Source organism: Virgisporangium aurantiacum, assembly GCF_016863635.1.
Taxonomy (GTDB): Bacteria; Actinomycetota; Actinomycetes; order Mycobacteriales; family Micromonosporaceae; genus Virgisporangium; species Virgisporangium aurantiacum.
This window is the reverse complement of record NZ_BOPG01000022.1, coordinates 132,351-157,075: the sequence shown is the minus strand read 5'-3', so window position 1 is coordinate 157,075 and position 24,725 is coordinate 132,351. Positions and strand designations below refer to the sequence as shown.

Sequence of the window (24,725 nt, the reverse complement as noted above, 5' to 3'; positions counted from 1 at the left end):
CCGGCCGATGAACGCGCGCAGAGGAGGTCTCGCGTGGTTGGCGGGATCAGCCGAGTCACCATCGTCGCGCCGCGCAGCCGGGTCGACCTCGCGTTGCCCGCCGACGTGCCGGTGGCCGAGATGCTGCCCGTCCTGCTGCGCTACGCCGGCACCGACCTGGGCGACGACCCGGCCGCCCAGCACGGCTGGACCCTGGCCCGCCTCGACGGTCTGGTGCTCGACGGCTCGCACACGCCGGCCCAGCTGGAGGTCCGCGACGGCGACGTGCTGTACCTGCGCCCGCGCGGCGACGAGGCACCGGTGCTGGTGTACGACGACGTCATCGACGCGGTCGCCACCGCCACCCGCGACCAGCCGAGCCGCTGGACCGCGTCGCGGACCCGGCGGTACGGGCTCGTGGTGGCGGTGCTGGCGCTGCTCGGCGGCGCGGCCGTCACCCTGCTGGCCGGTCCGCCGCAACTGGCCGGCGGCGTGGTCGGCCTGGCCGGCGCCGCGATCCTGATCGGGATCGCCACGATCCTGTCCCGGGCGCTGGGAGACCAGGACGCGGCCCGCGCGGTGGGTCTGGTCGCGATCGTGTACGCCGCGGTCGGTGGCCTGCTCGTGCTGGCCGGTGACCGCACCGTCGGCGAGCTGGCCGGTCCGCACCTGCTCGTCGCCGTCACCGCGGCCCTGCTCGCCGCGGCCCTGGCGTCGATCGGCATCGGCCACGCGGCCACGCCGATGTTCCTGTCGGCCGGTGCCGTCGCCGGGGCGGCCGTGCTGGGCACGGCCACCGCGGTCGCGCTCGAGGTGGGTCCGGTGCCCGCCGCGGCGGTCACGCTGCTGGTCGTGCTGGCCACGCTGCCGGCGCAGCCGATGATCGCGTACCGGCTGGCCGGCCTGCCCGTTCCGTCGCTGCCGGCCGAGCGGGAGGAGCTGCGCCAGGACACCGAGACCGTCGACGGCGAGCGGGTGCTGGCGCGGAGCCGGCGCGCCGACGAGCTGCTCGCCGGGATGGTCACGGCGTTGGCCGTCATCGTCGCGGCCGGCGCCGCCGTGGTCGCCACCGCCGACTGGCGCGGGCTGGTGCTGGGCGCGGCGCTGGGGATCCTGCTGACGTCGCGGGCGCGCTGGTACCTGGGCGCCCGGCTGCGGTTGCCGCTGCTGGCCGGCGGCGCCGTCGCGCTGGCCGCCGTGCTGGTGACGCTCTACCTCTCGGTCGGTCCGGTCGCGCGGTTGACCGGTGTCCTGCTCGCCGTGATCGCGGTGGCCGGCATCCACTTCGGCTTCGCGATGGCGGGCGGGAAGCGGCCCAACTCGCCGTGGTGGGGCCGCGCGCTCGACGTCCTGGAGATCGTGCTCATTCTCGGGATCGTGCCGATGGCGATCTGGGTCAGCGGGCTGTACGCCTGGATCCGCGGGATCCGGGGGTAGCCGCATGCAGAGCCGGCGCGAACAGCTTCAGGCATACCGGTTCCTGACGCGCCGGATCGTCGGCGGGCTGGTGCTGGGCGAGCCGGAGACCAACGAGCGGCCGATGCGGCGGTTCGCGCTGGCCGTGTTCGGTGGCCTGCTCATCGCCGCGCTGGTCTTCGCCGCCGTCGGCATCTACGGCCTGGTGCGTCCCGGCGGGCGCACGCCGGCCGAGAACTCGCTGATCCTGGTGCGCGAGAACGGGGCGAAGTTCCTGTACCTGCAGGGGCGGTTGCATCCGGTGCTGAACTGGACCTCCGCCCGGCTCATCGCGGGCACCGACGACCTGACCGTGCGGACCATGTCGCAGAACTCGTTGCGCGAGATCCCGCGCGGCCGGGCGGTGGGCATCGAGGGCCTGCCCGACGAACTGCCCGCGGCCGCCGCGCTGGTGAAACTTCCGTGGACGGTGTGCAGCGCGCCCCGTTCGCCGTCCTCCGAGGTGCCGGCGACGTTCCTGTTCGTCGGCTCGGAGCCGGCCGGTGGAACCGCGGTGGACCCGAAGGCCGGGCTGCTCGTCGCGACCGACGGCGGTGACCGGTACCTGATCTACCGGGACCGCCGGCTGCGGATCCGCGACAACGCCACCGTCGCCGCGCTCGGGTGGGCCGGGGTACCGGTGGCGCCGGTCGCCGACGGCCTGCTCAACGCGGTGCCGGCCGGTCCGGACCTGGCCGCGCCGGCGGTACCCGGCACCGGCGACCGCACCTCGATCACCGTCGGCGGCGCGCAGACCACGGTCGGGCAGCTGTTCCGGGCCGGCGAGCAGTACTACGTGATGACGCCCAACGGGTTGAGCCCGGTGGGCGCGGTGACGGCCCGGTTGATGACGGCCGCGGGGGCGGCGGCCACCGAGACGACGGCGGCCGAGGCCGGTCGCGTCTTGTCCAGTGATCAGGCAGAGCCACCCGGGTTCCCCGCCGAGGTGCCGACCGTGCCGCGCGACGGCCCGCGGTACCCGATGCTGTGCGCGCTGTACCGGGGCGCGCCGGCCGCCGACCAACCGGTGGTCGTCCAGACGTACACCGCCGTCAGCGGCGAGGCCCGGCTGGCGCCCGAGGCCGCGCCGCCGGCGCAGGTCGGCGCCGACGGCGTACGCACCGCCGACCGGGTGGTCCTGCCCGGCGGGCGGGCCACGCTGGTGCGGCTGCTGCCGCCGCCGGGCGCGGCCACCGGCACCACGTACCTGATCACCGATCAGGGCCTCAAGTACCCGATGCCGATCGACGCCGCCGACAAGGTCCGGCAGTCGCTCGGGTACGGGAAGGTGACCCCGGTGTCGATCCCGGCCGCCCTGCTCGCGCTGGTGCCCACCGGTCCCTCGTTGGACCCGCAGGCGGCGACGCTGTTCATCGCGCCGCCGGCGGCACCGACCGGTCCATCGACATCGGCCGGTTCATGAGGTCGCCTCCCTCGGCGACAAACTAGCTGCTGCCAGTGAACCGGAACGCCGTGGCGTCCGTGGCTTGTCATGTCGGACCGCTACTCGTCACCGGGGATGGCCGCATGGCTGGGAACTCGCTCTTCGTCGATCCGTACTCGATCGACGACTTCCGTACCTACCTGCAAGCCCGGCTCGACGAGTCGTACTCGGCGCGCCTGGCGTTGACGACCGCGCCGGCCGCGGACCTGCCCGCGCTGGGCCGTTTCGACGACGCCGCCCGCACGGCGACCCGGCTCGACGGCCTCCGCCGCGAGTACGTCACCCGGCTCGACCGGCTGATCAGCGCGCTGACCGCCGCGGAGAACGCGGCCATGACGATCGCGCAGCGGTACCGCTCGGCCGACGACCTGGCCGGCGCCGATCCGGCGGAGATCCGCGACGCGGTGCGGCCGGTGAACGACGCTCTCGACCCGGGGACGGCGCGCCATGCCTGACGAGTACTACCAGCGCTACAACCGCTACAGCCACGACGAGTTGTACCGGCAGCTGCTCCACGGCTCGCCGGCCGTGCTCTCCCGCCAGGCCGACGCGTGGCGCCGGGCCGGCGCCACCGCCGCCACCCTGTCCACCAGGCTGCGCCGGGACCTGACCGGGCTCGCCGCCCGCTGGACCGGGGAGGGCAGCGACGAGTTCGCGAGCCGGATCGGGCTGATCGCGACGTACGCACAGGAACTCGCCGACGAGGCGGCCAGCATCGGCGTCGGCGCGGAGGCGATGTCCCGGGCGCTGGCCGAGGCGCAGCGGCAGGCCCAGCCGAATCCGGTCGGGCCCAACCCGGCCGTGCCCGTGGCGGCCGGCGCCGATTCCGTGGCGGTCCGGGCCGCGTTGCTCAGCGCGGCGACCGGGTGGTCGACGCCGGAGGCGGTGCTCGGCTCCTCGCTCGGACACGTGCCCACGGCGGAGGAGCGGTCCGCCGCGCACGAGCGGATGGTGACCCTGGTGGCCGAACTGGCCGCCCTCTACGGCGTGGTCGACCAGGCCAACTGGCCCGCCGCGATCCCGGACGCGCCGGCCGGCATGCCGGGTGCCGTCGTGAACGTTCCCGAGGAGCCCGGCCGGGTCGCGGACGGAGCGGCGACCGGCGGGCTGGCCGGCGTCTCCGATCTGGGGATGCGCGGCCCGGCCGGTCAGGTTCCCGGCGTCGCCGGCCTCGCCTTCGCGGCCGGTGCGGTTCCGGGCGGGCCGATCGGTGGTCCGGTTCCGGCGGCGATGCTGTCCGGTGCGGCACCGGGTCTGGCCGGGGCGGCGAAGGGTTCGGTGGGCACCGTGCCGCCCGGCGGCGCCGCGGCCGGTGCCGCGTCGGCCGCGGCGGCCGGCGGCGCCATGCCGATGATGATGGCCGGCGCCGGGGTGATCGGCCACCAGCCGGGCGGCGGCGCCGGGACCGGCGCCGGCGTCGAGGAGGGCGCCGACTGGTGGACCGGCAACGGCGCGGCCTGGGTGACCGCCGGCGAGGGCGGCGCCGAACCGCCGGAAGCCGTCGTGAACGGCTCGGACCCGCCTTCGGGATCGCCCTCGGGATCGTCGTCCGGGTGACACCTCGAAATTGCTTCGAAAGTTTTCCGAAAGTAATTGACGGCTCCGGATCCCGCCTGCGATCCTCCATCTACTGAGGTCGATGCTCCGCCCTCCTCCCACGGTGCCCGCCGCCGCTGGCGAGCCGCCTCGTCCCGCCCGCGTCACCGGGCCGGGCCGGAGCGCACGTCATTCCGGGCCGGCCGCCACCCCGGAATGGAGCCAGGAATGCAGGGGATCCCCCTCAGTTTCCGCCGCAGAACCGTCCTCGCCATCGCCGCCGCCGGCGCACTCGCCGTCACCGGCACCGTGTTCCTGCCCGGATCGGCCAGCGCCGCCACCACCCTGGGCGCGTCGGCCGCAGAGCGCGGCGGCCGCTACTTCGGCACGGCCGTCGCCGCGTACAAGCTCAGCGATTCGGTGTACACGACGATCCTGAACCGCGAGTTCAACAGCGTCACGCCGGAGAACGAGATGAAGTGGGACGCCACCGAGCCGTCCCAGAACTCCTTCAACTACAGCAGTTCCGACCAGATCGTCAACCAGGCGCGGTCGCGCGGCGCGAAGGTCCGGGGACACGCGCTGGCCTGGCACTCGCAGCAGCCCGGTTGGGCGGCGGGCATGGAGGGCACGGCGCTGCGCAACGCGATGATCAACCACGTCACGCAGGTGGCCACCCACTTCCGCGGCCAGATCGACTCGTGGGACGTCGTCAACGAGGCGTTCGCCGACGGCAGCGGCGGCGGCCGGCGCGACTCCAACCTGCAGCGCACCGGCAACGACTGGATCGAGGTGGCGTTCCGCACGGCGCGGGCCGCCGACCCGGGCGCGAAGCTCTGCTACAACGACTACAACACCGACGACTGGACCCACGCCAAGACCAAGGCCGTGTACCGCATGGTGCAGGACTTCAAGCAGCGCGGCGTCCCGATCGACTGCGTCGGTTTCCAGTCGCACATGAACCAGCAGTCGCCGTACCCGTCGAACTACCGCACCACGCTGTCGAGCTTCGCGGCGCTCGGCGTCGACGTGCAGATCACCGAGCTCGACATCCAGAACGCGACACCGGCCTGGTACTCGGGCGTCGTCACCGACTGCCTCGCCGTCGCGCGCTGCAACGGCATCACGGTGTGGGGCATCCGCGACAGCGACTCGTGGCGCGCCTCGCAGACCCCGCTGCTGTTCGACGGCAGCGGCAACAAGAAGGCGGCGTACAACTCGGTGCTCACCGCGCTGAACAACGGCCAGCCGCAGAACCCCAGCAGCAGCACCCCGGGGAACCCGGGCCCGTCGAGTTCCAGCCCGTCGAACCCGGGCACGCCCGGCGGATGCTCGGCGTCGATCTCGTTGAACCAGTGGAACGGCGGGTACGTCGCCACGGTGACGGTCACCGCCGGGTCGTCGACCATCAACGGCTGGACGGTGTCGATCCCGTCGGCGGCCAATGTCACCAATGCCTGGAGCACCACCCGCAACGGCACCTCGTTCTCGAACGTCAGCTACAACGGCCGGGTGAACGCCGGGCAGTCGACGCAGTTCGGCTTCCAGGGCACCGGCACCGGCCCGAGCAGCGCGTCGGGCTGTTCCGCGACCTGATCGCCACCCCCACCGTGGCCCGGGCGGTCGTTCACCGCCCGGGCCACGGGCTGCTCTCACCCGAACAGTTGACGCTCCACCGGCGTCGGCGTGAGCCACGTGTACCGCACGACCCCGCCGCCGAACGCCGCGACCATCTCGTTCTCCATCGCGCCGAGCAGCGGCGTGTACTCCGGCCCGAGTTCCAGCGCCAGCCGCACCAGGTCGGCGTCGGCGTGCGCGAGCCGTTGCACCAGCACGACGTCGGCGGTGGCGATCGCGCGACCCGTGGCGGGCCCGACGGTCGACAGCACGGTGAGCTCGGTGTGCCACGGCCGGCGCGGGTCGGATGCCGGGCCACCCGGTCCGACGTCACGCAGCCGCAGCACCGGTTGCGCCGCGGTGGCCGGCCACTCGTCGATGTTCGGCGGGATCGGCCGGATCCGTCCGTTGGCTCCGGTGGCGAACCGGCCCAGCGCCAGCCACTGGGCACCGATGGCGACGGCGTCGGTCGAATCGGCGACGCTGTGGGCGTCGACCGCGACCATCGCACCGACGGCGAGACACCGCGACACCAGGATCTGCGCCGCCCACCAGCCGCCGATGAAGACCACCCGCCGCGGCACGGCGTCGAACAACCGCAGCGTCACCGGGCGCCCGGTGCTGTCGCGGCCCAGAATGACGCCGTCGGCGTCGACCGGGAACACGGTGGGAGCGAGCGCGTCGGCGCGCAGTTCGGGAACGGTGGTGCGGGCGCCGCCGGTCAGCAAGGGAACCCTCCATGGCTCACCATGGCGCGAGGCCGATGGTCGTTCCGGTCGGTGCGGTGGCGTAGACGGCGGCACCCTGCTCGCCGTTGAGCCGCACCAGTTTCACGTCGAGCCTCGTGGCCGTCGCCTGCAACGCGTCGACGCACGACGTCACCCGGTCCGGGGCGGCGGCCACCCGCACCAGCACCCGCACCGGAACGGGTGCCGGGGGTGGTGCCGGCGCGTCGGGCGAGGGCGGCACCGTGCGGGGACCGAAGACCACCGCGGTGCTGACCGCCGACGCGTCAGGTAGCCGGAGCAGTTCGGAGAGGGCGTCGGCGGGCTGCGCCGTCGACCAGGAGCGGACCGCGAAACACACGTGGACCGCGCCGCCGGCCTCGACCCGCGACCAGCGCTCCCGCGGCGGGCTGACGGTCGCCGCCGGCAGTCCACACGCGACGGTGACCGCCGCCCACAGCGCGGCCTCGTCGAGGATCCGGTAGGTCAGGCCGGCCTCGGCGAGACCGGTGGCGAGCCGCTTGAGCGTGGTCGCCAACGCCTTGTGGACGCCGGCCTCGCCGCCGCCCCGGCCCGCCGCGGCGAGCGCGCCGTCGCGTGGCGCCAGCCGGGCGACCAGCCAGATCTGGCGGCTCGGCGGCAGGCCCAGGGCCTTGCGCAGCAATCGGTACGACGCCGCCGACGGCGAACCCGGATCGACGCCGGGCGCCGGCCCGTCGACCTGCCGCACGACCGCCTGCAGCGTGCTCGCCGGCACCGACGGTTCGGCGGCCAACCGGGCGAGCCAGTCGAGCCGCAGCGCGGCCGCCGGATCGCGGGACAGCCCGTCGGGCGGCACCACCGCGATCGCGGCGAACCACCCGAACTCGTCCATGCCCACACCGATCTCGGTGCCCCGGTCGGTGGCCGTCCGGGTGGAAAGATCGGGCGCGAAGGCGGCCAGCACCGCGCGCTGCGCCGGTGCCGCGTCGGCGGCCCGCAAACCCGCCCGGCGCCGCCGGCTCAGCCGCCGCTGCGCGCCCACGACCTCGTACATCCACCGCCCGCCCGACCGGCCGAGCGTCATGGTGAGCACCAGCGCCGTGACGCCCCCGCTGACGGCCGCGGCCACCGGCGGCAGCCCGTAGACGGATGCCGCCACGGCGACCACGGCAAGCTCGACCGACACGAGCTGCGCCACACCGAACCGGCCGGCAGCCCGGCTCGCCCCCATGATGTCGGGCATGCGCACACCTTACGTCGAGAATCTTCCGCAACGGTGAGCCGATCGCGCCGGATCTGCGTGAGACAGGTCAATAGGTACCCGCGTCGATGTCTTCCCACCTCGGAGCCTCGGAAAGGTTGCCATGGCCGTGGACGAGATGAGAGCCGCCGTCGTGCACTGGCCGTCCGACCCCGTGCCGACCGGACCGAACGCCCCCGCGGGCAGCCTGCCGACGGTGGCGCCCCCCGCTCCCGCACCGAGGCGGCCGCCGGCGCTGCCCGCGCCGGTGGCCCGGCCGCCCGTACCGCGGGCACCGTTGATGTATCCGCCGGTGGACCGGTCGGCGTCCACTCCACCGGAACCCATTCGGACGGAGCAGTTCCGGCCGCGCCAGCACGACGAATGGCCGGTGGCACCGCAGGCGGTTGTTCCGCAGGCGGTCGTTCCGCCCGCGCCGGTCTCGCCCGCGAGGTTGCCGGAGCCGGTCACGGCCATTCCGGTGACGGCCGTCCCGGTCATGGCTCCGGTCGCGGCTCCCGCGCCGGCGCCGGTCACCGCTCCGGTCATGGCTCCCGTGACGGCGCCGGTCATGGCTCCGGTCACCGCACCGGTGACGGCCCCGGCCGCTCCCGTGACGGCGATCCCGGTCACCGCGATCACGTCACCGGCGCCGGCACCGGCGCCGCTGGTGACCCCGACCTCGATCATGCCCGCGTCGCCCGCGTACGCCGCGAATCCGGCGGCGGCCTGGCGATCGCCGGTCTGGCCGGCGCAGCCGCAGCCGCCGGCCCATGGGCACACCGGTGGGTATCCGATCGTTCCGGCGGGCCACGACCGCGCATCCGAGGCGACGCCGCGTTCGCGGCCAGCCGTCGGGGTGCTGCTGCTCGGGTTGCTCATCGGGCTGCTGGTGTTCGGGTCCACCGGGTATCTCATCGGGTCGACGGCGAACGGGTCCACTGTGGACGGTGCACCCGCCGGGGACACGGGCCAGGAGGCGGCGAACCGGAGCCGACTCAATCCGGTGTTCGTGCCGCTCGCCGACGCGTGGATGTCGTGGCTGGGCGGGTGCGTGTCGAGTTCGGAGGCGGGCGGGCCGGCTCCCCAACCGGGGGAGCAGTTGCGGGTGAGATGCTCGGTGAACGCCGTCATCAACGTCTACTTCATCCAGTTCCGTTCGGCGGCCGACCGGGACAAGGTCCGGGCCGCCCGGGCCACCCAGAACACCACCTCGGCGCCGATCGCCGCCGGTGCGGCGCCGGTGGCCGCGCAGCGGGCCGGCACGTCCGGACGCACCACCGGACACTACGTCGAGTTCGCCTACCAGACCGGCGGACGCACGTACGGCGGCATCTACTGGGACGACGACAACACCACCACCGGCGCCTACATCGAAAAGCTGTGGACCGACGGCGACGGCGGATGGCTCCCCCTCCGCGACACCTGGCAGCGCTACACGTGAGTTCAGACCCGGACCGAGGACGTGCTGAACGCCAGCACCGTCGCCGCCAGTAACGCCGGCAGCGTCAGGCCGCCGATCACGGTGGCCCAGTCGGCCCGGTCGGCGAAGAAGCCGACCAGGATCGAGCCCAGCGCGCTCGCCGCGTAGATGGCGGTGTTCTCGAAGCCGAGGAACGAGCCGGCCCGGCCGGGCGGGGCCAGTTCGGCGGCGACGACGAACGCCAACCCGTTCCAGCTCAGCGCCAGCGCACCCACCAGAACGACGAAGACGTGCAGCATCGGCCCATCGAGCGCGATATATGCCGCAAGCGCGTCGAACGCGGCGACCATGCACACCGCGACGAACAGGAACGGCCGTAACCGCACGCCGGTCCAGTCGGCCCACCAGCCGACGAGCAGGCGGAGGCCGGCGCCGGACAGGTTCACCGCCACCAGGGCGACGGCCGCCTGCGTCACCGTCAGCGCGGTGGTGGCCAACAGGAGTTCGATGCCGAACGCGGTGATGGCCACCTGCGGGAGCATCAGGAGCACCGCCGCCGCGCAGAGGTTCAGCAGCGGGCCGTGCCGTAGGACGTCCCAGAACCGCCCGTCCGAAGCAGGGCCGGAGCCGCGCGATCGAATCACCATGGCCACCGCGAACGCGTTCGCCGTCATGAACCAGGCCAGTCCCCAGAAGGCCAACCGGGTGCCGGCGATGTCGACGAGCACCGGGAGAACGGCGGCGGCCAGTGCGGCGCCGAACGGCAGTCCGCATTGGCGGATGGCCATCGCGAACGCGCGTCCCCGGGCCGGAAACCACGCCATCACCGCGCGGCCGCTCGCGGCGTTGAGCCCCGATGCGGCCGCGCCCGCGAGGAAGAGCACCAGCAGCACCGGCCAGAAACCCGGCAGGAACGGGACGAGAAAAAGCATCGTGGACGCGAGGAGCAGCCCCGTCGTCATCACCCGGCGCTCGCCGAACCGGTCGGCCGCGTGTCCCCAGGCGAGCAGCGTCACCACCATTCCCAGCGTCGGTGCGCCAAGCATCAGGCCGAGGCCGGTGAGGTCGAGGTCGTACTCGGCGCGCAGCGCGGGGGCGATCGCGGCAATGCCGACGAGGAACGCCGCGGCCGAGGACTGCGCGGCCGTTCCGACGGCGAGCACCAGCCATCGATAGGACGACACGTGCCTATTCTTATGCGACCCGGTTGCGTCCCGCGTTCTTGGCTTCGTACAAGGCCTGATCGGCCCGCGACAGCAGGGTGATGAGGTCGGTGTCGCCGGGTTGCCGTGACGCCGTGCCGATGCTCACCGTCACGTCGAGCGGGCCGGTCCGCGTGGCCACCGGCTCGTCGGCGATCGCCGACCGCAGCCGCTCGGCGAGGTCCTGGCAGGTGAGCAGGCCGGTTTCGGGGAGCACCAACGAGAACTCCTCGCCGCCGTAGCGGCCGACCAGGTCGGTGCGCCGGGCGTGCGCGGCGAGCCGGGCCGCCACCTCGCGGATCACGTCGTCGCCCGTCGGGTGCCCGTACGTGTCGTTGATGCGCTTGAAGTGGTCGATGTCGATCATCATCGCCGACAGGGGACGGCTGTGCCGGCCGGCCGCCACCAGGTCGCGCTCGGCCATCTCCATGAACCGGCGGCGGTTGGCGATGCCGGTCAGCTCGTCGACCACCGCGAGGTTCTGCACCCGGGCGAACAGGCTCGCGTTGTCGAACGCGGTGAGGCCCTGCGCCACCAGCGCGGAGGCCACGCCCACCTGGTGCACCAGGCCGATCGGATCGGTCGAGCCGAGCACCAGCACGCCGACGTCGCTGGTGCGCGACCGCAGCGGCAGCGCCAGCCACGAGCGCGCGTCGGGCAGCCGTTCCGTGATCGCGGCCGGCACACCGGGGTCGGCACCGACCACCGGCTCCTCGTGGGCCAGCAGGGAGAGCGTGGTGCGGTCGGCGGCGACCTCGCGCGTCGTCTCGCCGTAGAAGCCCGACTCGGTGACCGAACACCGCCCGTCGTCCTCGCGGCTGAGCAGCCAGGCCCGGTCGACCTGCAGCAGCGAGCGGGCCGACCGCATCAGCCGGGCCAGGATCTTCTCCGGCTCCAGCGTGTCGCTCATGGCCTCGAACGCGGTGCGCAACTGCTCGGCGAGATCGCGCTGGCGGTGCGCGGTCTGCACCGAGATCTCCAGCTGGGCGGCCCGCGCGGTCTCCAGCGACGTCGCGACGTGGTTGGTCAGCGCGATGAGGATGCCCGCGTCGTCGGCGGTGAAGATGCCCTTGGCGATCTGGCTGTCCAGGTAGACCACACCGAGGAGCCGGTCCTCCAGCCGCAACGGCGCCACCATGATCGACCGCAGGCCGTGCTGGATCGCGCTCTGCGCGCCCAGCGCCGCGCTCTCGTCGGTGCCGGTCACCACCAGGGGTTCGCGCCGCTCGCGGACCCGTTCGACGAGGCTGGCGCTGTACGCCGTCAGCTCGCCGAGGTCGTTGCCGGCGGCGTCGCGGCCGAGGTGCGGCACCAGCCGCTCGTCGTCACCGGTCGTGAGGAACAGGAACGCGCGGTCGGCGCGCAGGATGCGGATGGTCTCGTCGAGCGCGATCCGGGCCAGTTCCTGCGGATCCAGGACCCGCGACGCGGCCCGGCCGACCTCCTCCAGCGCCCGCAACCGCTGCCGGTCGATGTCGTCGTCGCCGTCTCCGTCGGTGAGGGCGTCACCGGCCGCCGACCGGCGCCGCCGCCGGGTGCCGGGGAACTCGGCGGTGACCCAGCCGACGCGGTGCGGCCAGCCCTCCTGCTCGGCGATCGCGATGGCGAGCAGGGCCTGCCGCACCGACTCGCCGTTGGCGCCGAGCTCGCGCAGGGCCCGGGCCCGGATCCGGGCCGCCTCGTAGGCCAGGTTGGGCGCGTCCGGGCCGACGATCGGCTTGACCGCGTTCAACACGTGCAGGGCCCGGTCGGGTTCACCGTCGAGGACCAATAGGGCGGCGCGGGCCACCTGCTCGCGGATGACCTGCAACGGGTGCCGCCGCGCCACCCGCAACGCCCGCACGGCGACCCGCGCCTGCTCCAGCCGCGCCGCCCGGTGCTCCGGCGCGGCCGTCCGCGCCTGGGCCAGCCGGCCCATCGCGATGGTGTAGGCGATCGCCCGCTGCGACCGGATCAGCTCGCGCTGCCGGTGCCCGAGCGCCTCGAACGTGGCGACCGCCCGGTCGAACGGCGGCCCGGTCTCGTCCTGCTCGGTGAGCACGAACAGGTCGATCAGCGACCGGCGCAGCGCCGTGCCGGGGTTGTCGTTCTGCCGCTGGTCGGCCGCGATCCGCTGCTGTTCCTGCGCGGCGTCGGCCGGCCGGCCGGTGGCCGCGGCGACCATCGCCGGCACCACGAACAGCGACGTCGCCTCGCCCGAGCTCAGGGTGAGCCGGCGGCGGCCCACCTCCCACCAGCGGATCGCCTCCCGCGTGCGTCCGCAGACGAGCGCGTCGACCGCGAACACCGCCACCGCGTCGGTGTAGGCGGTCAGGTCGAGCCAGCGGCCGTGCTGGTCGATCGCGTGCGTCCAGCTCTCGCCGTCGTCGTGGTAGGTGAGGTAGCAGGCGGCGCCGCGGTAGTGCGCGTTGACCGCGCACACCGCCGGGTCGGCCGCGCCGGGGTCGGTCGCGGCCCGCTGGAACAGCATGTCGGCCCGCTTCTGCAGGCCGAGGTTCGCGCACACGAACGCGACCGTGCTCAGGCTGCGGGAGTACTGGGCGCCGTGGCCGAGCCGGTTGAGCCAGTAGTAGACGCGCAGGTTGTGCAGCACGATGTCGGAGCGGCGCATGGCGAGGACCGCGATGTACGTCCCCTCCTCGTGCAGCGCGGCGATCGTCTCGCACCGGCGTCGCCGGTCGCCCCGCGCGGTGCCGCGGCCGATCCGCAGCACGCCCGCGAGGAACAGCAGCAGACTCGTCAGCACCAGCGCGAACCGGTTGCGGGGCGGGGCGGCCTTCATCTCGGCGAGGCCGGCCCGTACGGCCGCCCGGGCCGCGTCGATGTTCCACACCGACCGGTGGACGCAGGCCAGCACCGTGAGGATGTCGGCCCGTGCGAACTTGTCCCGTTCGACGGCGAGCGCCCGCTCCAGCGTCGCCGTGGCCCGGGTGAACTGCCCGGTCTGGCGCAGCGCCGTTCCGAACGCCACCAGCACCGCGGCGTCGGGCCCGGTGTCGAGCTCAGCGGTGAGGTCGAGGACGTGCTCGAACAGCGCGACAGCCTTCGCCGGCGCGAACGTGCGCAGCGCGAGGTGCCCGGCCGCGACGCAGGCCGCGATCGCCGCACCGGTGGGCGCCGCCGGACCGGCCGCGATGTAGTGGTGGGCCACCTCGAACACGTGCTCGGCGTCGTTCCCGCCGGTGTTGTGCAGCACGGTGGCGATCCGCGCGTGCAGGTGGGCGGTGTCCTGTTCGAGCAGGGCCTCCCGGATCCGGTCGTGCAGGAACGCGAACTCGCCGTCCGGCCGTGCCTCCACCAGCCCGCGCCCGGCCACCTCCTGCAGCCCGGCCAGCACCTCCGACACGTCGACGCCGTGCACCGTCGCCACCAGGTCGGGCCGGAACCGGCAGCCCACGACGGCCGCGGTGGTGAGCAGCGTCCGAACCCCCGGTCCGAGGCCGTCCACCCGGGCGAGCACCAGCCCGATCGCGTCGTCGGGCAGTTCCAGGGCGTCCAGGCCGTCCTCGTCGAGCAGCCAGGTGCCCCAGCTCGGCCGCAGCAGGCCCGCGTCGACGATCGCGCTCAGGTACTCCTGGACGACGAAGGGGCTGCCCTTGCCGCGCGCGTTGAGCAGGCGCACCAGGCGGGCGTCCACCTCGACGCCGGGCAGCAGGGTGCCGACGAGCTCGGCCACACCGGCCTCGGTCAGCGGCCCGAGCGTGATGTCGGCGGCCACCCGGCGCCCCAGCCGGGCCACGACGGCGTCCGTCCGTGCGATGCTCTCGGCGTCGTCGCGGCCGGTCGCGAGCACAAGCAAGGGGACGGTCGGCAGGTCCTCGGCGAGCCGGGTGAGCACCCGGACGGTGCCCTGGTCGAGCCACTGCACCTCGTCGAGCGCCAGGAGCAGGCCGCCGAACTCGCGGGCGAGCGCCGTGATGAACCCGACGACGGCGAGCGTGAACTGGTCCTGCCCGTCCGCTTCCGACGCCGAGGTCGGAGCCGGCTCGGCTCGGCGCCGCCGGCCGATGGCCGGCGCGGCCGGTGGCCCGGTTGGGGGCCAGGCCGGCGGCTTTGCCGGCGCGAGGCCGGCCAGCAGCGGGAAGGCGTCGCCGGCCAGCAGCGGGAACGCGTCGCCGGCGCAGCGCTGGATGCGGGCGTGCACGTCGCTGCGCTCGGCTGCCGGCAGCCGGTCGGCCTCGCGCAGGCACGCGGCGAGCGCCTGCCGCAGCGGCGCCAGCGGCACGGCGTCGTCGGCCGATCCGCGTCCGCGCAGGACCAGCGCGCCGCTCGCGGCGGCCAGCGCCACCACCTCGGTCGCCAACCGGTTCTTGCCGGCGCCGGGACCGCCGCGTAGCACGCACACGGTCCCCTCGCCGGCCCGGGCCGACACCCACGCCCGCGACAGGCGCGACAACTCGGCGGCCCTGCCCACCAGGGGTTTCAGCTGCTCGGCCGGCGCGGCGCCGCCGCCGGTCCGGATTCCGATGGGACGGTGTGGCGCGTCCGCCAGTTGGTGCAGGTCGGTCAGGAGTTCCTCGCCGCTCTGGTAGCGGTCGTCGGGGTCCTTGGCGAGCAGGGTGGCCACCACGTCGGCGAGACCCGGCGGGGTGCCCGGCACCATCCGGCGCAGGTCCGGAACCGGCGCGACGGCGTGCAGCCGGAGCAGTTCGCCGACGTCGTCGGCGGGGAACGGCGGCCGGCCGGCGATGCACTCGAACAACATGGCGCCCAGCGAGTACAGGTCCGACCGGCGGCTGACCGGGCGGCGCAGCGTGCCCGCCTGCTCCGGGGCGCAGTAGGCCAGCGTGCCCACGGCGGCGTCGGTGTGCCCGGTGGTGGTGCGGGCGGCCAGGCCGAAGTCGATCAGCTGGGCGGTGCCGTCGCGGTGGACCATGATGTTGTCGGGTTTGATGTCGCGGTGGACGACGCCGGTGCGGTGCACCGCGGTCAACGGGTCGACGATGTCGAGGGCGAGCGCGATCGTCCGCTCGGGGCTGAGCCGGCCGCGGGCCAGCACGTCGGTGAGCCGTTCCCCCTCGACCAGGTCCATGATCAGGTAGGTCAGGTCATCGACCGCGCCGACCTCGTGGATGCGCGGCAGCCCGGGGTGGTTGATGGTGGCCATGAGGGCGGCCTCGCGCCGGAACGCCGTCACCACCGACGGGTCGCCCATCGAGTCCAGGATCTTCAGGGCGTACACGGCACCGGTCCGGGGCCGCCGCACCCGGTACACGACGGCGGCCGCGCCCCGCCCGATCTCGGCCAGGATGTCGTACCCGGCGAACGTCGGGCCGGTGAGCGCGGCGTCCGGTGCCGGCGAGGTGACCCTGGCTTCGCGGCCCACGTGTGCCTGTCGGCGGGGAAGCGGCGGAGTTGAGCAGTTCACCAGGTGGTGAGCAGGAGGTGGTTGATCACCAGCGCGGTCGTCGCCTGCGCGGCCAGCCACCACCGGTGCGTCGGCGCGGGCAGGAGCGCGGCGCCGGCCGGCAGCCACACCGCGAACGGGAGCCAGATCCGCTCCACCTCCGCCTTGCTCAGCCCGGACAGGTCGGCCGCGGCGATCGCGGCGAAGGCCGCCAGCGGCAGCAGCACGACCGGTGTCTGCCGGGCCCGGTCGCGCAGCGCGGCGGGGACCGCGCGGCGGAGGACTGCTGCGGCGACGGGACCCGCGGAGAGGACGAGCAGCGCCAGGTTCGCCCACACCCAGTAGGCGTACGGACGGGCGCTGGCGAGCCCCTGGTAGTACCGCCGGACGGTCAGGTGGTACCCGTCCAGCCACCAGAACCCGGCCAACGTGAACGCGGCCACCACCGCGGCCCCACCGGCCACCGCCCACCCCAGCGGCCGCACCCGTCTCGTGACGACCACCAGCGCCAGCACCACGGGCAGCATGAGCACCAGCCCGTAGGAGAGGTAGCAGCAGAACGCGAGCACGGCACCGCCGGCGACCGTCGCCGCGATGCGCCGGCCGGCCGGCCCGGTCGCTGCGCCGATCGCCGGCCCGGTCGCTGCGCCGATCGCCGGCCCGGTCGCTGCGCCCGCGATGCGCCGGGCCGTCGGCCCGGTTGCTGCGCCGATCGCCGGGCCGGTCACTGGGCCGGTGGCCAGGCCCGTTGCCAGCAGCGCGACCCCGGCGGCGGCCGCACCGGCGAACAGCGCGTCGGCGGAGACGCCCAGCCACACCGCGCCGGGCAGCAACACCGCGAACGGAACCGCCGCCCGCGCGCCCGCGTCGTCGCCCAGGATCCGCACCGTCCATGGCACGCTCGCCGCGACCGACGCGCCGGCCAGGACGCACGCCGTCGCCGCCCAGCCGCCGCCGCCCAGGCCGATCCGGTCCAGGCCGGCGAACACCAGCAGCGCACCGGGCGGATGCCCGGCGACGTGGGTGGCCCACGAGTCGGGCTGGAAGTCCAGGATCCGGTCGGTGAACCCGCGCAGGAACCCGGGGCGCACGGCGTCGACCTCGCTCAGGTACTCGTGCCGCGTGGTGAGCCGCCCCGCGACCCCGCGCCGCCACCCGTCGACGAGCGCCAGCGAGAGAATCCACGCACCGGCCGCCGCGACGGCGGCGGGGAGCAGCCGCGACCACGGCAGGCGCGCGGCGAGCCCCGGCCCGTACCGGACCACCCCCACCGCGACCACCACGGCCAGCGGCGTACCCGGGCCGACGTGCGGCAGCCAGTGCGCGTACACGGGTGCCGCGCTGGCGCCCGGTGGGCGTCCACTCAGATGCAGTGCCGCGCCGACCCCGGCCGCCGCCGCGACCAGCCCGACCGCGACGCCCGCCGCCGCGACATCGGTGAGTGGGAGGTTAGGCACCTTGAAACGCCCGACCAAGGTATCCAACCTCCCACCCGTCGTTCACCGTCGGATCAGATACCGGCGAATTCGGCGACTCCGGCCGGGAGCGGCACGGCGGCGAGGAAGCCGAGTTCCGCCGCGGCGCGGTCGGCGGACGCCACGACGTGCCGCACGTCGCCGAGGCGGTAATCGCCCGTCACCACCGGCGCCGGGCCGCGCACCGCCCGCGCCAGCTCCGTGGCCAGGTCGCCGACGGTCGCCGGCCGGCCGGACGCGATGTTGTAGGCCCGCCACCGGCCGGGCGGCCCGTCGACGGTCGCAGCGGTGGCCCGGACCACGGCGGCGGCCACGTCGCGGACGTGGACGAAGTCGCGCCGCTGGGCGCCGTCCTCGAACACAGTGGGCGCGCGCCCGCCGGCCAGCGCAGAGCGGAACAGCGCCGCCACCCCGCTGTACGGGCTGTCCGACGGCATCCCCGGCCCGTAGACGTTGTGGAACCGCAGCGCCGACACGGTGCCGCCGGCCTGCCGGGCCCAGGCCGACGTCAGGTGCTCCTGGGCGGCCTTGGTCGCGGCGTAGACGCTGCGCGGGTCGACCGGCGCCGACTCGTCGACCTGGCCCGGCGCGAGGTCGCGCCCGCAGTGCGGGCAGGGTGGCTCGAACCGGCCCGCGACCAGGTCGGCCTCGGCCCGGGGCGCCGGCCGCACCGGTCCGTGCGCCGGGCACGAGTACGCGCCCTCGCCGTAGACCACCATCGAGCTCGCCAGCACCAGCGGCCGCACCCCGGCCCGCGCCATGCCGGCCAGCAGCACGGCCGTCGCCAGGTCGTTGCAGCCCACGTACTCGGGCAGGTCGTCGAGGTCGACGCCGAGCCCGACGAGCGCCGCCAGGTGGACGACCGCGTCGACCCCGCGCAGCGCGTCGGTGACGGCCGCCGGGTCGCGCAGGTCGGCCCGCTGAACCGGGACGCCGCCGAGCTCCGCCGGCGGCGGTGACCTGTGGGTCGCCGGGTGTCCGGCGTCCACAATGGACACTTCATGCCCGCCGGCCACGAGGGCGGCGGCGACGTGCGTCCCGATGAAGCCGGCCCCGCCGGTCAGGAGAACTCTGCTCACGACGCCGACGGTAGGCGCGCGCCGGCCGTCACGGCGATCGGCGTAAGGGGACGGTAATACCTTGTCCTTGTTCTGTAAGGCTTTGCCGGCGCGGCCGTCACTAGCGTCAAATGACATGACCGCTGTGGTGTTGCCCTGCCGGAACGAGGCGCCGGCGCTGCCGGACCTGCTGCCCCGGATACCCGCCGGCTACCGGGTGATCGTGGCCGACAACGGATCGACCGACGGATCCGCCGACGTGGCCCGCGCCCTCGGCGCCGAGGTGGTGACCGTGCCGCAGCCCGGGTACGGCGCGGCCGTGCACGCCGGTCTGCTCGCCACCGAACCCGCCGACGGCGTGGTGTGCGTGATGGACGCCGACGGCTCGTTCGACCCGGCCGACCTGCGCCGCGTCGCCGCACCGGTGCTCGCCGGCGACGCCCGGCTGGTGGTGGGCCGGCGGCGGCCGACGGTCCGGTCGGCGTGGCCCCTGCACGCGCGGCTGGGCAACGCGGTGCTGGCCAGGCGGGTGCGTGCCAGCACCGGCCTCGCGGTCCACGACATCGGCCCGATCCGGGCGGCGACCCGGGCTGACCTGCTCGCGCTCGACGTCCTCGACCGGCGCTTCGGCTACCCCCTCGAACTGCTGCTGCGCGCCGGCCGGGCCGGCTGGTCCGTGGTGGAGATCGACGTCGCGTACCACCCGCGCGCGGCCGGTACCCGGTCGAAGGTGACCGGTTCGGTGCTGGGCACCGCCCGCGCGATCCGCGACATGAGCCGGGTGGCGACGTCGTGAACGTCCTGCTGATGGCCAAGACGCCGGTGCCGGGCCGCGTGAAGACCCGGCTCTGCCCGCCGTGCACACCCGGACAGGCCGCCGCGGTGGCCGCGGCCGCGCTGGCCGACACGGTCGACGCGGTGACGGCCGCCGCGGCCGCTTTGGCCGACACGGTGACGGCCGCTTTGGCCGACACCGTCGATGCGGTGACGGCCGCCGACCTGGCCGACACGGTCGATGCGGTGACGGCCGCGCCGGTGTGCCGCCGCGTGCTGGTCGTCGACGGTGACCTCGCTGCGCCGGCCGGCTGGGACCGGGTCGCGCAGCGGGGCGCCGGCCTCGGCGCGCGGCTCGCGAACGCGTTCTCCGACACCGGTGGCGGCCTGCTGGTCGGCATGGACACCCCGCAACTGCGGGCCCCGCTGCTGCGCCGGGCCGTGGCGCTGCTCGACCGCGCCGACGCGGTGCTGGGCCCCGCCGAGGACGGCGGCTGGTGGGCGCTCGGCCTGCGGGATCCGGCGCACGCCGAGGTGCTGCGCGACATCGCGACCTCGACGCCGACCACCGGGCGGGAGACGCTCGACGCCCTGCGCCGGCGCGGCCTCCGGGTGGCGACGCTGCCCCGGCTCCGCGACGTGGACACCGCCGCCGACGCGCACGCGGTGGCGGCACTCTGCGACCCGGCGAGCCGCTTCGCGGTCGCCGTCGCAGCACACGTGCCGGCGCCGGCGACCGCGCGGCCGCCGGCCGTGCCGCTATCCGCACACGTGCCAGCGGCGATCGCGCGGCCGCCGGCCGTGCCGGCATCCGCACACGTGCCGGCATCCGCACACGTGCCGGCCGCGTCCGCGCAAACGCCAGAAGGGCCGGCGTCCGCGCACGGCTCGGCGCAGGCGGCCGAGCCCGCGCACGGCCCGGCGGGGGTGGCGGCGTGAACGCGCTCACCGTCTACGACGCGGCACTGCGCCGGGCCGGTGCCGGTCACCGGATCCGCCTGACGCTCGCCGACGCCCGTGGCGCCGAACACCCGCTCGACGCGGCCGCCTGGTGCCGCGACGACGTGCCGGGCGACGCCGCCCTCGTCGGCCGCTGCACCGGCCCGACGATCGACGTCGGCTGCGGACCGGGTCGGCTCACCGGCGCCCTTCTCGCCGCCGGCCGCCGCCCCGCGCTGGGCATCGACATCAGCGCCGCGGCCGTCCGGTTGGCCCGGCGGCGCGGCGTGCCGGCGCTGCGTTGCGACGTGTTCGGGCCGGTGCCCGGCGCCGGTCGCTGGCGGCACCTGCTGCTCGCCGACGGCAACGTCGGCATCGGTGGCGCGCCGCGCCGGCTGCTGCGCCGGTGCCGCGACCTGCTCGCACCGGGCGGCTCGGCGCACGTGGAGGTGACCGCGCCCGGCACCCGGTCGTGGACCGGCCCGGTGCGGCTCCGGTACCGGGACGGCGCGTCGAGCGACCCGTTCAACTGGGCGTCGGTGGCCGTCGACGACATCGGGCGGATCGCGGCGGCGGCGGGGCTCCGCGTCGACGACACGTGGACGGAGGCGGGCCGATGGTTCGCAACGGTAAGAGACTGACCTTCCCGTCGACACTGCGTTCGACGCGGCTCACCGGTCACCTGGGGATCGCGCTCGCGGTGAGTTTCGGGATCTGCTTCCTGACCGGGCTGCTGAGCCACCTCATCCAGCATCCGCCCGGCTGGTTCTGGTGGCCGTCGCGGCCGGCCGGGCTGTACCGCGTCACCCAGGGTTTGCACGTGGCCACCGGCCTGGCCACCGTTCCGCTCCTCGGCGTGAAGTTGTGGTCGGTGTACCCGACGCTGTTCGAGTGGCCGCCGGCGCGCACGATCGCCCGGGCCGCCGAGCGGACCGGCGTCGCGGTGCTCGTCGCCGCCGGGCTGTTCCAGGTGGTCAGCGGCGTCCTCAACGTCGCGCGGTGGTACACGCCGATGCCGTTCTTCTTCACCACGGGCCACTACTGGGTGGCGTGGCTCGCGATCGGCGCGCTGCTGGTGCACGTCGGCGTGAAGTTGCCCCTGCTCCGGAAACCGCCGCCCGAGCCGTCGCGCGACGGCGGGCGCGACAAGGGCCTGACCCGGCGCGGCCTGCTCGCCGGCACCGCGGCCGCCGCCGGCGTGGTCACCCTGGCCACCGTCGGGCAGACGCTCGCGCCGCTGTCGCGCCTGTCGGTGCTCGCACCCCGCGACCCGAAGGCCGGCCCGCAGGGGCTGGCGGTGAACCGGACGGCGGCCGCCGCCGGCGTGACCGAACTCGTGCGGGACCCCGCCTACCGGCTCGTCGTCGGATCGAGGAGCCTGAGCCTCGCCGACCTGGAGGCGATGCCCCAGTACACCGTCGACCTGCCGATCGCCTGCGTCGAGGGATGGAGCGCCACCGCGTCCTGGACCGGTGTCCGCGTCCGCGATCTCGTTCCGATCGGAGCGGTGACCGTCGAGTCGCTGCAGCCGCGGGGTCGCTACCGCGTCTCGACGCTGCCGCCGGAGTTCGTCGCCGATCCGCGCACGCTGCTCGCCCTGCGCCTCAACGGCGAGGTCCTGCACCCCGACCACGGCTATCCGGTGCGGTTGATCGCCCCCAACCGGCCCGGTGTCCTGCAGACCAAGTGGGTCGGCCGGCTCACCGTGCGGGAGATCCGATGAGACGCGTGCTCGTCGCCGTCGGCGTCGCCGTGATGGGCTTCGCCGTGGTCGGCGCGCTCACCGACGTCGACTTCGACCCGATCGGCGTGGTCGTGTTCCTCGGCGCCGTCGTGATCGCCCACGATCTGGTGCTGATGCCGCTGGTGCTCGCGGCCGGCGCGCTGATCGCGCGGTTCGTCCCCGGCGCGGCCCGGCCGGCGGTCGCGGTGGTCGCGCTGTGCGGCCTGGCGCTGTCGGTGGTCGCGGTTTCGCTGTGGGCCGCCGGGCCATGAGCAGATCTATCGGGGACGCACGTGAGCGCGGCCGGTAGCGTCGGATCCGTGGGACACCGGGTGCTGGTCGTCGACGACGATCCGATCGTCGCCGACGTGGTGTGCCGTTACCTGGAGCAGGACGGCTGCCAGGTGCGGCTGGCCGGCACGGGGGAGCAGGCGCTGGCGGCGGCCGCCGCGGAGCCGCCCGACCTCGTCGTCCTCGACCTCATGCTGCCCGGCATCGACGGGCTGGAGGTGCTGCGACGGCTCCGCGGGCGCGATCCGGCGCTGCCGGTGGTGCTGCTGACCGCGCTCGGCGACGAGCCCGACCGGGTGCTCGGGCTGGAGCGCGGCGCCGACGACTACGTCGCCAAGCCGTTCTCGCCGCGCGAACTGGTGCTGCGGATCCGGTCGGTGCTCCGGCGGTCGGGTGCCGTGCCGGCCGCAGCCACGGCCGACGTGCTTTCCGACGGCGGGCTGGTGGTGGACCCGCGGCGGCGGATCGCCCGGCTCGACGACCAGCCGCTGGCGCTGACCGTGCGGGAGTTCGACCTGCTGGTGTTCCTGCTGACCAACCCGGGCCGGGCGTGGTCGCGGGCCGACCTGCTCGACAAGGTGTGGGGCTGGCAGTTCGGCGACCAGTCCACGGTGACCGTCCACGTGCGCCGGTTGCGCGAGAAGGTCGAGGCGGATCCGGCCGCGCCGGAGCGGATCCGCACCGTGTGGGGCGTCGGCTACCGCTACGAGTACGCCGGCGGCCCGGGATGATCGGCGACACCGTCCTGATCGCGGTGTACGCGCTGGCGGCCGGCTCGGTGGTCGCGCTGCTCGGCGCGCTGGCGCTGCGACCGCTGCGGGGCAGGTCGGTGACCGTGCACGTCGGCCTGCTGCTGGTGGTGACGGTGACGGCGGTGGTGGCCGGCGTCGTCACAGTCGCCCGGGCGATGTTCCTCAACGGGCACGACCTGCGGGTGGTCCTGATCACCGTGGTCGCCTCGGCCGCCGTGAGCCTGCTGGTCGGGTTGCTGTTCGGGCGGCGGCTGGCCACCGCGGCGGTGTGGGCGGCGCAGGCCCGCGAACGCGAGCGGCAGGCGGAGGCCGGCCGCCGCGAGCTGGTCGCGTGGGTGTCGCACGACCTGCGGACCCCGCTCAGCGGGATGCGCGCGATGGCCGAGGCACTGGAGGACGGCGTGGTCCGCGACCCCGCGACGGTCGCCCGGTACCACGGCCAGATCCGCGTCGAGGCCGACCGGATGAGCCGGCTGGTCGACGACCTGTTCGAGCTGTCGCGGATCAACGCCGGCGCGCTGCGGCTGGCCATGACGCGGGTGCCGCTCGGCGACGTGGTGTCCGACGCGATCGCCGCGACGGCACCGGTCGCCGCCGGCCGCCGGATCCGGATCGTCGCCGCCGAGACCGGCTGGCCGACCGTGACGGCCAGCGAGCCGGAGCTCGCGCGCGTGGTGGCGAACCTGCTGATGAACTCGGTGCGCTACACCCCGCCCGACGGCACCGTGCGGGTCGACGCCGGTCACGATCCGGACGGGGCGTGGCTCGCGGTGTCCGACTCGTGCGGCGGCATCCCGGAGGGCGACCTGGCCCGGGTCTTCGACGTGGCGTTCCGCGGCGAGCGGGCCCGCACGCCCGACGCCCAACCCGGTGGTGGCGGGGGCGGGCTGGGCCTGGCCATCGTGCGGGGCCTGGTCGAGGCGCACGGCGGCCGGGTGCTGGCCAGCAACGTCGGCCCGGGGTGCCGCTTCGTCGTCCACCTTCCGGTGGCTTGATCCCAAGGTTCAGTCGCGGGCCACCCACAGATCGTCGAGCGTCCCCTGGAACTGGTCGTTGTCGGCGTAGGCGCCCTTTCCGCCGACGCTCAGCGGAGCCGCGTTCGACACCGACAGGTTCGCCGGGATCGCCGCCGTGCCGCGGACCGTGCCGTCGACCGTCACGGTCAGCACGGCGCCGGACCGGTGGCACTCGATGCTGTGCCAGGACCCGTCAGCGACGCTCGTCGCGCTGCGCGCCTGGTGGATGACGTGCCGGCCGGTTCCCACGAGCACGCAGCTCGGGCGCCCGGCCTTGCCGTCGACCTGCAGTTTGTACTGGCCGCCGGCGTGCGAGTAACCCTTCTGGAGGATGTTCTGGCCCTTGGTCGTCTGCTTCTTCGGCAGCAGCACGGTCGCGCCGTAGCGGAACGGACCGGTGCCCGGGTTCAGCTCGTCGGTGCTGGCGGTCTGCAGCACGACCCGCGGGCACTTCTGCCCCGAGCAGTGCTTGGGGAAGCGCAGCGCCTGCCCGGTGCCGTGCGCGACGGCAAGGGTGGAGCCGCCGCGCACGGCGCGCGTGGTCAACGCGTGGCCGTGCCCCGACTCGTCGGACGGCGTCGCCTGGTCGAAGGAGTACCGCAGTACGGGCGTCCCCGGAGCGGCCTGCGCGGCCGGAGCCGATGCCACGGCCGCGACCGCGACGGCGGCCACGGCCGTGGCGACAGAGAAGATTAAGGTGGTTAGTCCCCGCATGTCCTAATAATTACCCATTGGGGGTGCCGTGAA

The 24,725-nt window shown here is 74.8% G+C and carries 19 protein-coding genes and 1 pseudogene; 13 read left to right on the top strand and 7 right to left on the bottom strand.

The window, feature by feature from the left end:
• The first annotated feature begins 33 nt into the window (after window positions 1–33).
• The 5 genes from eccD (at window position 34) to Vau01_RS16905 (ending at window position 6,010) form a co-directional block, all read left to right on the top strand.
• On the top strand, window positions 34–1,416 hold the full coding sequence (gene eccD, locus Vau01_RS16925; RefSeq protein ID WP_203993316.1) for a type VII secretion integral membrane protein EccD: 1,383 nt from the start codon (window positions 34–36) through the stop codon (window positions 1,414–1,416).
• 4 nt (window positions 1,417–1,420) lie between these two features.
• Window positions 1,421–2,857: a type VII secretion protein EccB gene (eccB, locus tag Vau01_RS16920; protein WP_203993314.1), complete on the top strand. Its 1,437-nt coding sequence runs from the start codon at window positions 1,421–1,423 to the stop codon at window positions 2,855–2,857.
• 104 nt (window positions 2,858–2,961) lie between these two features.
• Entirely contained in the window at window positions 2,962–3,333 is a 372-nt protein-coding gene (locus Vau01_RS16915) for a hypothetical protein (RefSeq protein WP_203993311.1), read from the top strand.
• Complete coding sequence (locus tag Vau01_RS16910) at window positions 3,326–4,435, top strand: WXG100 family type VII secretion target (RefSeq protein ID WP_203993308.1); 1,110 nt, start codon at window positions 3,326–3,328, stop codon at window positions 4,433–4,435. Before Vau01_RS16915 ends, Vau01_RS16910 begins: the two co-directional genes overlap by 8 nt.
• Window positions 4,436–4,642: 207 nt before the next feature.
• Complete coding sequence (locus tag Vau01_RS16905; protein ID WP_239151640.1) at window positions 4,643–6,010, top strand: glycoside hydrolase family 10 protein; 1,368 nt, start codon at window positions 4,643–4,645, stop codon at window positions 6,008–6,010.
• A 56-nt stretch (window positions 6,011–6,066) separates the two neighbouring features.
• On the opposite strand, the gene Vau01_RS16900 is transcribed toward Vau01_RS16905, so the two are convergent.
• Both Vau01_RS16900 and Vau01_RS16895 read right to left on the bottom strand, forming a co-directional pair.
• On the bottom strand, window positions 6,067–6,759 hold the full coding sequence (locus tag Vau01_RS16900; RefSeq protein WP_203993302.1) for a hypothetical protein: 693 nt from the start codon (window positions 6,757–6,759) through the stop codon (window positions 6,067–6,069).
• 16 nt (window positions 6,760–6,775) lie between these two features.
• On the bottom strand, window positions 6,776–7,981 hold the full coding sequence (locus Vau01_RS16895) for a type VII secretion protein EccE (RefSeq protein WP_203993300.1): 1,206 nt from the start codon (window positions 7,979–7,981) through the stop codon (window positions 6,776–6,778).
• A 127-nt stretch (window positions 7,982–8,108) separates the two neighbouring features.
• Here Vau01_RS16895 and Vau01_RS16890 point away from each other — a divergent pair, with 127 nt between their 5' ends.
• Window positions 8,109–9,422, top strand: a complete 1,314-nt coding sequence (locus tag Vau01_RS16890; RefSeq protein ID WP_203993298.1) for a hypothetical protein — start codon at window positions 8,109–8,111, stop codon at window positions 9,420–9,422.
• A gap of 2 nt (window positions 9,423–9,424) precedes the next feature.
• Here Vau01_RS16890 and Vau01_RS16885 read toward each other — a convergent pair whose 3' ends face one another.
• The 4 genes from Vau01_RS16885 to Vau01_RS16870 are packed head-to-tail and all read right to left on the bottom strand — an operon-like array spanning window position 9,425 to window position 18,504.
• Window positions 9,425–10,585, bottom strand: a complete 1,161-nt coding sequence (locus Vau01_RS16885; protein WP_203993296.1) for an MFS transporter — start codon at window positions 10,583–10,585, stop codon at window positions 9,425–9,427.
• Between the two features lie 10 nt (window positions 10,586–10,595).
• Window positions 10,596–15,929 carry a diguanylate cyclase gene (locus Vau01_RS16880; RefSeq protein ID WP_203993294.1) on the bottom strand — a complete coding sequence of 1,778 codons (5,334 nt, stop codon included), beginning with the start codon at window positions 15,927–15,929 and terminating at the stop codon, window positions 10,596–10,598.
• A gap of 38 nt (window positions 15,930–15,967) precedes the next feature.
• Window positions 15,968–17,407 (bottom strand): hypothetical protein, encoded by a 1,440-nt coding sequence (locus tag Vau01_RS16875; protein WP_239151639.1) that lies wholly within the window; start codon window positions 17,405–17,407, stop codon window positions 15,968–15,970.
• Between the two features lie 53 nt (window positions 17,408–17,460).
• Window positions 17,461–18,504, bottom strand: coding sequence for an NAD-dependent epimerase/dehydratase family protein (locus tag Vau01_RS16870; RefSeq protein WP_239151638.1), 1,044 nt, complete (start codon window positions 18,502–18,504; stop codon window positions 17,461–17,463).
• A gap of 115 nt (window positions 18,505–18,619) precedes the next feature.
• Between Vau01_RS16870 and Vau01_RS16865 the strand changes: the two genes are divergently transcribed.
• The 7 genes and pseudogenes from Vau01_RS16865 (at window position 18,620) to Vau01_RS16835 (ending at window position 23,957) form a co-directional block, all read left to right on the top strand.
• Window positions 18,620–19,279, top strand: coding sequence for a glycosyltransferase family 2 protein (locus Vau01_RS16865; protein ID WP_203993292.1), 660 nt, complete (start codon window positions 18,620–18,622; stop codon window positions 19,277–19,279).
• Between the two features lie 11 nt (window positions 19,280–19,290).
• Window positions 19,291–20,010, top strand: a pseudogene (locus Vau01_RS16860) (TIGR04282 family arsenosugar biosynthesis glycosyltransferase); the annotation flags it as partial.
• A 182-nt stretch (window positions 20,011–20,192) separates the two neighbouring features.
• Window positions 20,193–20,837 carry a class I SAM-dependent methyltransferase gene (locus Vau01_RS16855; protein ID WP_203993290.1) on the top strand — a complete coding sequence of 215 codons (645 nt, stop codon included), beginning with the start codon at window positions 20,193–20,195 and terminating at the stop codon, window positions 20,835–20,837.
• Window positions 20,813–21,919: a molybdopterin-dependent oxidoreductase gene (locus tag Vau01_RS16850; RefSeq protein WP_203993287.1), complete on the top strand. Its 1,107-nt coding sequence runs from the start codon at window positions 20,813–20,815 to the stop codon at window positions 21,917–21,919. The genes Vau01_RS16855 and Vau01_RS16850 overlap by 25 nt, the downstream gene beginning before the upstream one ends.
• Window positions 21,916–22,191: a hypothetical protein gene (locus tag Vau01_RS16845; protein ID WP_203993284.1), complete on the top strand. Its 276-nt coding sequence runs from the start codon at window positions 21,916–21,918 to the stop codon at window positions 22,189–22,191. The genes Vau01_RS16850 and Vau01_RS16845 overlap by 4 nt, the downstream gene beginning before the upstream one ends.
• A 21-nt stretch (window positions 22,192–22,212) precedes the next feature.
• The gene (locus Vau01_RS16840; protein WP_373320253.1) at window positions 22,213–22,941 is read left to right on the top strand and encodes a response regulator transcription factor; all 729 of its coding nucleotides are present in this window, start codon (window positions 22,213–22,215) and stop codon (window positions 22,939–22,941) included.
• On the top strand, window positions 22,941–23,957 hold the full coding sequence (locus tag Vau01_RS16835; protein WP_239151655.1) for a sensor histidine kinase: 1,017 nt from the start codon (window positions 22,941–22,943) through the stop codon (window positions 23,955–23,957). The genes Vau01_RS16840 and Vau01_RS16835 overlap by 1 nt, the downstream gene beginning before the upstream one ends.
• Window positions 23,958–23,966: 9 nt before the next feature.
• Here the strand turns inward: Vau01_RS16835 and Vau01_RS16830 are convergent, their stop codons facing one another.
• The gene (locus Vau01_RS16830) at window positions 23,967–24,626 is read right to left on the bottom strand and encodes a LamG-like jellyroll fold domain-containing protein (RefSeq protein ID WP_239151636.1); all 660 of its coding nucleotides are present in this window, start codon (window positions 24,624–24,626) and stop codon (window positions 23,967–23,969) included.
• Between the last annotated feature and the right edge of the window lie 99 nt (window positions 24,627–24,725).